8 protein-coding genes are annotated in these 9,856 nt (G+C 32.2%); all 8 read left to right on the top strand.

Annotation, left to right across the window (positions count from 1 at the left end; all coding sequences use genetic code 11):
* Positions 1 to 102 precede the first annotated feature (102 nt).
* The 8 genes from N5E64_RS04480 (at position 103) to kdpB (ending at position 9,829) form a co-directional block, all read left to right on the top strand.
* Positions 103 to 414, top strand: coding sequence for a DUF3817 domain-containing protein (locus tag N5E64_RS04480; protein ID WP_280035965.1), 312 nt, complete (start codon positions 103 to 105; stop codon positions 412 to 414).
* A 593-nt stretch (positions 415 to 1,007) separates the two neighbouring features.
* A complete protein-coding gene (gene fabV, locus N5E64_RS04475) occupies positions 1,008 to 2,210 on the top strand; it encodes an enoyl-ACP reductase FabV (RefSeq protein ID WP_180906024.1) in 1,203 nt (400 codons plus the stop codon).
* A gap of 312 nt (positions 2,211 to 2,522) precedes the next feature.
* On the top strand, positions 2,523 to 3,932 hold the full coding sequence (locus N5E64_RS04470) for an amino acid permease (RefSeq protein ID WP_280035963.1): 1,410 nt from the start codon (positions 2,523 to 2,525) through the stop codon (positions 3,930 to 3,932).
* Between the two features lie 204 nt (positions 3,933 to 4,136).
* Positions 4,137 to 5,471, top strand: a complete 1,335-nt coding sequence (locus N5E64_RS04465; protein WP_114999272.1) for a sigma-54 dependent transcriptional regulator — start codon at positions 4,137 to 4,139, stop codon at positions 5,469 to 5,471.
* Positions 5,472 to 5,638: 167 nt separating this feature from the next.
* Positions 5,639 to 5,929 (top strand): hypothetical protein, encoded by a 291-nt coding sequence (locus N5E64_RS04460; RefSeq protein ID WP_114999274.1) that lies wholly within the window; start codon positions 5,639 to 5,641, stop codon positions 5,927 to 5,929.
* Between the two features lie 90 nt (positions 5,930 to 6,019).
* The gene (gene kdpF, locus N5E64_RS15780; protein WP_369012327.1) at positions 6,020 to 6,097 is read left to right on the top strand and encodes a K(+)-transporting ATPase subunit F; all 78 of its coding nucleotides are present in this window, start codon (positions 6,020 to 6,022) and stop codon (positions 6,095 to 6,097) included.
* Between the two features lie 18 nt (positions 6,098 to 6,115).
* The gene (gene kdpA, locus N5E64_RS04455) at positions 6,116 to 7,810 is read left to right on the top strand and encodes a potassium-transporting ATPase subunit KdpA (RefSeq protein ID WP_114999277.1); all 1,695 of its coding nucleotides are present in this window, start codon (positions 6,116 to 6,118) and stop codon (positions 7,808 to 7,810) included.
* 3 nt (positions 7,811 to 7,813) lie between these two features.
* A complete protein-coding gene (kdpB, locus tag N5E64_RS04450; RefSeq protein WP_280035959.1) occupies positions 7,814 to 9,829 on the top strand; it encodes a potassium-transporting ATPase subunit KdpB in 2,016 nt (671 codons plus the stop codon).
* Positions 9,830 to 9,856 lie beyond the last annotated feature (27 nt).

Raw genomic sequence — 9,856 nt, 5'->3', positions numbered from 1 at the left:
TTATCATAAATATTAATAGTTATTTCAATAATTGAGTAAAAATAACCTTTTTAACTAATGATTATCATACCTCTACTATCAATAAACGATTAAATTTGCAGTATGTTAAATATATCTGACGAAAAGTTAAAAAAATGGTTTAGCACATCATGTGTGTGGGAAACGATAAGTTGTACGCTCTTATTTTTGGTCGCAATGCCAATAAAATATCAATTCGATTATGTGTTGCCAATGCCATTTGCTGGTTGTTTTCACGGTTTTTGGTTTACAGCTTACTTGATTTTACTTTTTAGAGTAAGAAGAATATATAAATGGGACGACGAAGACTTTATCATTTATGTGATGTATGCATTTATTCCGTTTGCAACTTTAGCGGTACATAAAGTAATAAAAGAGGATAAAAATAATAGATAAATTAAAAAACGGTTTCTTTTTGAAACCGTTTTTTAATATCCATATATTTTACGCCATTTAGCTACAGTGTTTCGACTAATTTTAAATTTATCAGCAATAGATGTATTTTTTTGTTGAAGTTTTTAAAAGTTCTAAAACAGAATTCAAATCATAAGATTTAATTTTTTGGTAGGAGTTTTTTATCCAATTATGAATAGTGTTTTTAGGGATATTGTATTCATTAGAAATTTCTTTTTTTCTTCAGTGTATAAATTCTAAAAAAAAATCATATTTCAACAACTTCGACCATTTAATAAATCGTCTATTTGTATGTCTTTACTTAACTATTGAGTATTAATATCTTTTTCAGAATAAGTTTTGAAGAAGCCCTTGATACGGGATATATCAATTCCAAGTTCGTCGACTCTTTTTTTGATTAAATAACCCATGTGAATATCTTTCATAGGTAAGTAGGTTTTGAGTAATTGTAAATGTAGTAAATCGAAATCAGTATTCCTATTAATTTTCTCAAAAATAGAATGATTTTATGTACAAAAAGATCGTTTCGTTATATAGAATTTATTTTATAAATTTATGCGACTAAATTAAGTATAATGATTATTCAACCAAGAACAAGAGGTTTTATTTGCATTACGACTCACCCTGAGGGAACTGCAAAAAATGTTCACAATCAAATTGAGTACGTAAAATCAAAAAATATTTCAGCCGAAGGACCAAAAAAAGTATTGGTAATTGGAGCTTCGACAGGTTTTGGTCTGTCATCTCGTATTACAGCTGCTTTCGGATATAATGCTGCAACAATAGGTGTTTTCTTCGAAAAACCTGCTGCGCCAAGAAAACCGGGGACTGCGGGTTGGTACAACACAGCTGCTTTTGAGAAAGAAGCGCAAGAAGCTGGTTTGTATGCAAAAAGTATTAATGGAGATGCTTTTTCTGATGAGATTAAACAACAAACGATTGATTTAATCAAACAAGATTTAGGTCAAGTAGATTTAGTGGTTTACAGTTTAGCTTCGCCACGTCGTACACATCCAAAAACAGGTGTTGCGTATTCATCAGTTCTTAAACCAATTGGTGAACCATTTACAAATAAAACAGTAGATTTTCATACAGCAGAAGTTACAGATATTACAATTGATCCGATTGAATCTCAAGAAGAAATTGATAATACAATTGCTGTAATGGGAGGTGAGGATTGGAAATTTTGGATGGAAGATTTGAAAGCTGCTGGTGTTTTAGCTGAAGGAGTAAAAACTGTTGCTTATTCTTACATTGGGCCAGAATTGACTCATAGAATTTATAAAGATGGATCGATTGGTATGGCTAAAAACGATTTAGAAAAAACGGTTCCAGTTATCAACGAATTATTGTCAGATTTGAATGGTGTTTCTTACGTTTCTGTAAACAAAGCTTTGGTAACACAGTCTAGTTCTGCTATTCCAGTTGTGCCATTATATATTTCGTTATTGTACAAAGTAATGAAAGCAAAAGGAATTCACGAAGGAACAATAGAGCAAATGCAACGTTTGTTTGCAGAGCGCTTGTATACAGCAAACGGAGAAGTTCCTTTGGACGAAAATGGACGTATTCGTATTGATGATTTGGAAATGCGCGAAGATGTACAAAAAGAAGTGGATGATTTATGGAAAATTGTAACTTCTGAGAACATCAAAGAAATTTCTGATATCAAAGGTTATCATGATGAATTCTTACAATTGTTTGGATTTAGTTTTGATGAAATCGATTATGATGCTGATACAAACGAATTGGTTTCAGTTCCAAGTATTGCAGAATAAGAAGATCATTTCAATAAAATAATACAAAACCTCGAAAATAATTTTCGAGGTTTTTTTTGTCTCAATAAAATAAGTAAAAAATAATTTTATTCGTATTTATTTAATTTATTGGATTTAGTTTTATTAAAAATATGATTTAATTTTTATGAATAATTTAAAGTTGCGTTTTAATATTAATTTCAAATTATATTATTCGTAAATATTAAGTTTTCTTTTAAAAATATATCTAAAAAATATAAAATTTATTTTTCGAATTTTAAAAATATATCTGAAACACTTTACATTTCGTCAAGTTTTAACACATGTATTTTTATGTCAATTTGGAAAATTAAACCATTAGCGAAGCTAATAGAAGATTCGCAAGAAACGGAAGGTGGTTTAAAAAGATCTCTATCTTCGGGAGCCTTAGTTGCTTTGGGTATTGGCGCTATTATTGGTGCTGGATTATTTAGTTTAACAGGTATTGCAGCGGCAGATCACGCTGGTCCAGCAGTTACTTTATCCTTTGTTTTAGCCGCAGTTGGTTGTGCTTTTGCAGGACTTTGTTATGCCGAATTTGCTTCAATGATTCCAGTTGCTGGAAGCGCTTACACGTATTCTTATGCAACAATGGGCGAATTTATAGCTTGGATTATTGGTTGGGATTTGGTGTTAGAATATGCTTTAGCAGCGGCAACAGTAAGTGTGAGTTGGTCGGCATATGTCGATAAATTTTTGCAAGGAATAAATATTCATTTACCTCAAGAATTATTGCACGCTCCAGCCGATGGCGGAATGATAAATTTACCTGCAATCTTTATTGTGTGTTTATTATCATTAGTATTAATCAGAGGGACAAAAGAATCTGCTATTATTAATAATATTCTTGTTATTTTAAAAGTTACAGTTGTAATTGTTTTTATTGTTTTAGGTTGGAGTCATATTAACCCTGAAAATCATATACCATTTATTCCTAAAAATATTCCAGGAACTCAATTTGGAGGAATGCCAGGGATTGCAGCGGGAGCAGCAGTCGTTTTCTTTGCTTTTGTTGGTTTTGATGCAGTTTCTACTGCAGCACAAGAAGCTAAGAATCCGCAAAAAGGAATGCCGATTGGTATTTTGGGATCGTTGGTTATTTGTACCATTTTGTACGTATTATTTTCGTGGGTAATGACAGGTTTAGTACCATACGAAACCTTTAAGGGGGATGCGTCACCAGCAGCGACAGCATTTGCAGTAACAGGTTATACATTTTTACAAAGCGTATTGATTTTGGCAATTATCGCAGGCTATACATCGGTTATATTAGTGATGTTATTAGGACAAAGTCGTGTGTTTTATAGCATGAGTAATGACGGACTGTTACCTTCTTTCTTTTCTGATGTTCACAAAAAATTCCGTACACCTTGGAAAACCAATTTATTCTTTTTGGTCTTTGTAAGCATTTTTGCTGGTTTTGTACCAATCAAAGATTTAGGTCATATGGTAAGTATCGGAACTTTATTTGCCTTTACTTTAGTTTGTATTGGAATTATTGTGATGCGTAAAAAAATGCCAAATGCCGAACGTAAGTTTAAAGTTCCATTTGTTCCATTTGTTCCAATTTTGGGAATTATTGTTTGTGTTTATTTAATGACTTCATTAACAATGGAAAGTTGGTGGCGACTTTTGATTTGGTTAGTAATCGGAATTTGTATTTACTTTTTCTACGGAAAACAACATAGTAAGGTTGATGGTTAGAAAATCATCATTTTGAGTTTTTTAGAAATCCTTTGTCTTTTTAGACGAAGGATTTTTTTACAATTGATAAATATAAAAACTCTAGAGATGGTTTGAAATTTTATTACATACTAGAAAAACATGCTTATTATTAAAATTAACTAAATAATTATTTCAAATCTATATGCATAAAAACAATACCTTCGTTGTTCACAAGTAATAAGAATGCATTCAATTTTAATCATAGACGATGAAACAAAAATCAGAACTCTCCTAGCTCGAATTCTCGAATTAGAAGGTTTTGAAATACATCAAGCTGAAGATTTAAAATCAGGCCTTAAGAAAATTAAAACACTTTCTCCTGAGGTTGTTTTATGTGATGTAAAATTACCTGATGGTAATGGTGTTGAGTTTGCAAAAGAAGTCAAAGAAAAATTTCCTTTGATAGAAATTATTCTGCTTACAGCTTACGGAAATATTCCTGACGGCGTTCAAGCCATTAAAAACGGAGCATTTGATTATATTACAAAAGGGGATGATAACAATCGTATTTTACCTTTGTTGTATAGAGCTTTGGATCGTGTGAAATATAATAAAGAGAATGAAATTTCTCAAGAAACAACATCAACAAAATTAGACAGTAATTTATTATTGGGTAAATCTCCAATTTTTGAACAAGCTTTACAATTAGCTCAAAAAGTTGCACCAACGAATGCTACCGTTCTTTTAACTGGAGAAACAGGAACTGGAAAAGAAGTTTTTGCAACAGCTATACATCAATCAAGTTTGAGAAAAAACCAAAATTTTGTTGCAATTAATTGTTCGGCTTTTAGTAAAGACTTATTAGAAAGTGAATTATTTGGTCATAAAGCAGGTGCATTTACAGGCGCAATGAAAGATCAGAAAGGTTTGTTTGAAGAAGCACATTTAGGAACTATTTTTTTAGATGAAATTGGCGAAATGGCCTTGGATTTACAAGCAAAATTGTTGCGAGTTTTAGAATCAGGTGAGTTTATTAAAATCGGCGAAACAAAACCTACAAAAGTTGATGTACGAATTATTGCAGCCACTAACCGAAATTTGGAAAAGGAAATTGCAAACGGAACATTTCGAGAAGATTTATTTTATCGAATTTCTGTGTTTCATATCGAGTTACCTTCTTTACGTGAACGCGTTTCGGATATCGAACTAATCGTGAATCAGTTTATAAAACACTTCAATCAATATTATCAAAAAAATATAAAATCTATTAATCAAGAAGCTTTACTTTTTCTTAAAAAATATTCGTGGCCGGGAAATATTCGTGAATTAAAAAATACGATCGAACGTGCTATTATTTTGTCGGAAAATGAAGAACTTTCTACAAATGATTTTCCTTCATTTATTCAAACAAGCGAAATTGATCAGAACGAAAATTCATTAGAATTAGCTTTAATGGAAAAAAAACATATTCAGAAAGTTTTAAAATTTACAAAAGGTAACAAAACAAAAACGGCAGAATTATTAGGTATTGGCCTAACAACGCTTTATCGAAAAATAGCCGAATATGAACTGAATTAAAATAAAATACTTTATCATAATGAAAATAAACCCTTCCATTTTGGAAGGGTTTTTTATTTGAGTAAAAATCTATAAAAACATAACGTATTGATTTTGTTTTGTCTAATTAATTCTAATTGCTTTGGCATTTTGATTGGCTTATGTAGAGAAATTTAAAAATCTACAAAATGAAAATGAAACAAACGATTTCATTAGATGAAGTCAAAGAACTTAAAAGTAAAGTACTGCAAAACATTTTAGATAATAATCCAGCACGTGTAAAACAGCTATGTTATAGTGTAGGAAAATTGTTTTCAAAAACAAATGATTTGGGTAAAACATACATCAATAATCTGTTTATACTACCCGTTACTTTGATGATTGAAGCGGATTTCAAAAACCGAAAACAATTTTTGAATTTGTTTCCAATGAATTTGAAATCAGAATATGTTAAACAAATTTATCATTCAGGAATATGATAACAATTGTATTACTATTAGCTGGGATTTTATGTTTTGGAGTATTCTTCAAATCCATTGACTTTTTTGATAATATCTAATCCATTCATTATGATTTTCTTATTAATCATCGCCATTGCCTTGTTTGTATACTTGGTATATGTGCTATTAAAACCCGAAAAATTTTAAACTTAATTATTCGTAAAAATGAATTCAGAAATATTTGGCGTTATCGTACAATTTTTAGTTGCGATCGCTCTTTCCATTCCGTTAGGAAATTATATTGCACGTGTTTATCTCAATAAACCAACTTTTTTAGACCGATTAATTTCCCCAATAGAAAAGTTGTTATTCAAAATATCAGGTATCAATTCGGAGGAACAGATGAATTGGAAACAACATTTAAGTGCATTATTAACGATTAACTTGATTTGGTTTATCATTGGATTTATCCTATTAATGACACAAGGTCTGTTACCTTTTAATCCAGATAAAAATCCAAGTATGAGTCCTGATTTGGCTTTCAATACGATTATTTCGTTTGTAGTGAATTGTAATTTACAACACTATTCAGGAGAAACAGGCGTAAGTTATTTAGCGCAATTATGGCTGATGTTTTTACAATTTGTGAGTGCAGCAACCGGTATGGCAGCAGCAGTTACATTATTTGAAGCCTTTCGACAAAAAACAACGACAACTTTAGGTAATTTTTATACTTATTTCATCAAATCGATTACGCGTATTTTATTGCCATTATGTGTAATTGTATCATCAATCTTAATTTTTCAAGGAACTCCAATGACATTTGAAGGAAAAGATGAAATGATGACTTTAGAAGGAAATAAAGTGGAAGTTTCTCGAGGACCTGCAGCAGCTTTTATAGCCATAAAACATTTAGGAACAAATGGCGGAGGATTCTTTGGTACCAACTCTGCACACCCATTCGAAAATCCAACATATATAAGTAATATGACGGAAATGATTGCACAAATGCTGATTCCGTTGGCGATGTTATTTGCATTTGGCGTTTATACTAATCGCAGAAAATTTGCTTGGATGATGTTTGGTGTCATGACTGTTGGCTTTCTATGTTTAACGATTCCGAATGTTTACATGGAATCGCAAGGAAATCCAATGATTGAAAGACTCGGTATTGATAATTCATTAGGTGCAATGGAAGGTAAAGAAGTTCGAATTGGTTCTGCCGCTTCAGGATTTTGGAGCATCGCAACAACCGTTATTTCTACAGGTTCAGTCAATTCTATGCACGATAGTACAATGCCATTATCTGGGATGAATGAACTGTTAGCTATGATGATCAACAGTGTTTATGGAGGTGTAGGAGTTGGTATTTTAAACTTCTTTGTATTTGTAATTTTAGCGGTATTTATTAGTGGATTGATGGTTGGTAGAACACCTGAAATTTTTGGAAAAAAAATAGAAGCCAAAGAAATGAAAATCGCCATGATGATTACCCTTTTACATCCATTCTTGATTTTAGTAGGAACAGCTTTGGCTGCTGGAATACCAAGTGAAACACTATCAACCTTAAACAACTCCTCGTATCATGGATTTAGTGAAATGTTATATGAATTTACTTCATCTGCTGCAAACAACGGTTCTGGTTTTGAAGGATTAGGAGACAACACTCCATTTTGGAATATTGCAACTGGTTTTGTATTAATTTTAGGACGATTCTTACCTATAATTGGTCCTGTTGCAATTGCTGGATTATTAGCAAAAAAACATTTTGTTCCAGAAGGTTCAGGAACTTTAGCAACCGATACAGCAACTTTTGGAAGTATTGTTTTTGCCATCATCTTAATTGTTGCAGCCTTAGCATTTTTTCCAGCTTTAACCTTAGGTCCCATTGCTGATTATTTTTCAACTCCAAAATTTTAGAAAATGACACGAGAAAATAAAACCAATTTATTTGAAAAAACATTGGTACAAACAGCCTTCAAAGAAGCTTTCATCAAACTAAATCCAGCAACTTTATATAAAAACCCTGTCATGTTTGCTGTAGAAATTGGTACTGCAATTATGTTAGGAGTTTGCTTTTGGATTCTTTTAGGTGAAACATCTCAAGGTAGTTTTGGGTATAATTTTTCAATTTTCATCTTACTTCTTTTTACATTATTATTTGCCAATTTTGCTGAAGCAATTGCTGAAGCAAGAGGAAAAGCTCAAGCTGATAGTTTACGTAAAACGCGAGAAGAAACGCCTGCTAAATTAGAAAATGGTGAAATCATTTCGTCTTCTGCTCTAATCAAAGATATGATTTTTATCTGTGAAGCTGGAGATATAATTCCAACCGATGGTGAAATTATAGAAGGTTTAGCAACGATCGACGAAAGTGCTATTACAGGAGAAAGTGCACCTGTAATTCGTGAAGCTGGAGGCGATAAAAGTTCGGTTACTGGAGGAACAAAAGTTCTTTCGGATCGAATTAAAGTCAAAGTTACGACACAACCAGGAGAAAGTTTTTTAGATAAAATGATTGCATTAGTTGAAGGTGCAAATCGTCAGAAATCTCCAAATGAAATTGCTTTAACCATTTTATTAGCTGCTTTTACATTAGTATTTGTCATTGTTATGGTTACCCTAAAACCTTTCGCTGATTATGCAAATGTTCCCATTACCATTGGCGCTTTAATCTCATTATTTGTATGTTTAATTCCAACCACTATTGGAGGTTTATTATCCGCAATCGGAATTGCTGGAATGGACAGAGCTTTGCGCGCAAATGTCATTACAAAAAGTGGAAAAGCAGTAGAAACAGCAGGCGATATAGATGTTTTATTATTGGATAAAACAGGAACCATTACAATCGGAAATCGTAAAGCAACAGCTTTATATCCTGCAATTGGAATAGAAATGGAAGCTTTAGAAAAAGCAGCAGTGCTTAGTTCGATGAGTGATGAAACTCCTGAAGGAAAATCAATTGTAGAATTAGTTCAGATAGATCCATTAAAATACGCAATTCAACATCCTATTTTCATCAATTTTAGCGCAGAAACACGTTGTTCAGGAATTGATTTTGATCAAATCCGTATTCGAAAAGGAGCTCTAGATGCTATCAAAAATTTGGTTGAAAATGCTGGAAATACTTTTCCAAACGAAATTCAAATGAAAGCCAATGAGATTGCTCAAAATGGAGGAACACCTTTAGTTGTTTCTCAAAATGAACAAGTTTTAGGAGTGATCGAATTACAAGATATTATCAAAACTGGAATTCAAGAACGCTTTACTCGGTTAAGTAAAATGGGAATCAAAACGGTTATGGTAACAGGTGATAATCCTATGACTGCAAAATTTATAGCAGAAAAAGCAGGTGTAGATGATTTTATTGCGGAAGCAAAGCCGGAAGATAAAATGAATTACATCAAAAAAGAACAAACCGAAGGTCGTTTGGTTGCTATGATGGGCGATGGTACAAATGACGCTCCTGCTCTAGCGCAAGCTAATGTTGGTGTAGCCATGAATAGCGGTACGCAAGCAGCAAAAGAAGCCGGAAATATGGTAGATTTAGATAATGATCCAACCAAATTAATTGAAGTTGTTGAAATTGGAAAACAATTATTAATGACACGCGGAACTTTAACAACCTTTAGTATTGCAAATGATGTCGCAAAATATTTTGCCATCATACCTGCTTTGTTCATTACCGCAATTCCAGCCTTACAAGGATTGAATATCATGAATTTACATAGTCCCGAAACCGCTATTTTATCGGCTGTTATTTTCAATGCCATTATTATTCCTTTCTTGATTCCTTTAGCTTTAAAAGGTGTTCCATACAAACCAATTGGAGCAAGTGCACTTTTGAGAAGAAATTTACTGATTTATGGAATTGGAGGAATCATCGTTCCATTTATCGGGATAAAACTAATCGACATCTTTATTTCCATATTTTTTTAATTAATGTAATGAGCTGTTTTGAAGGAG

Origin of the sequence: Empedobacter sp. GD03739 (genome assembly GCF_029843245.1) — a bacterium.
GTDB classification, from domain to species: domain Bacteria; phylum Bacteroidota; class Bacteroidia; order Flavobacteriales; family Weeksellaceae; genus Empedobacter; species Empedobacter falsenii_B.
This window is presented reverse-complemented; position numbering and strand designations above follow the sequence as displayed.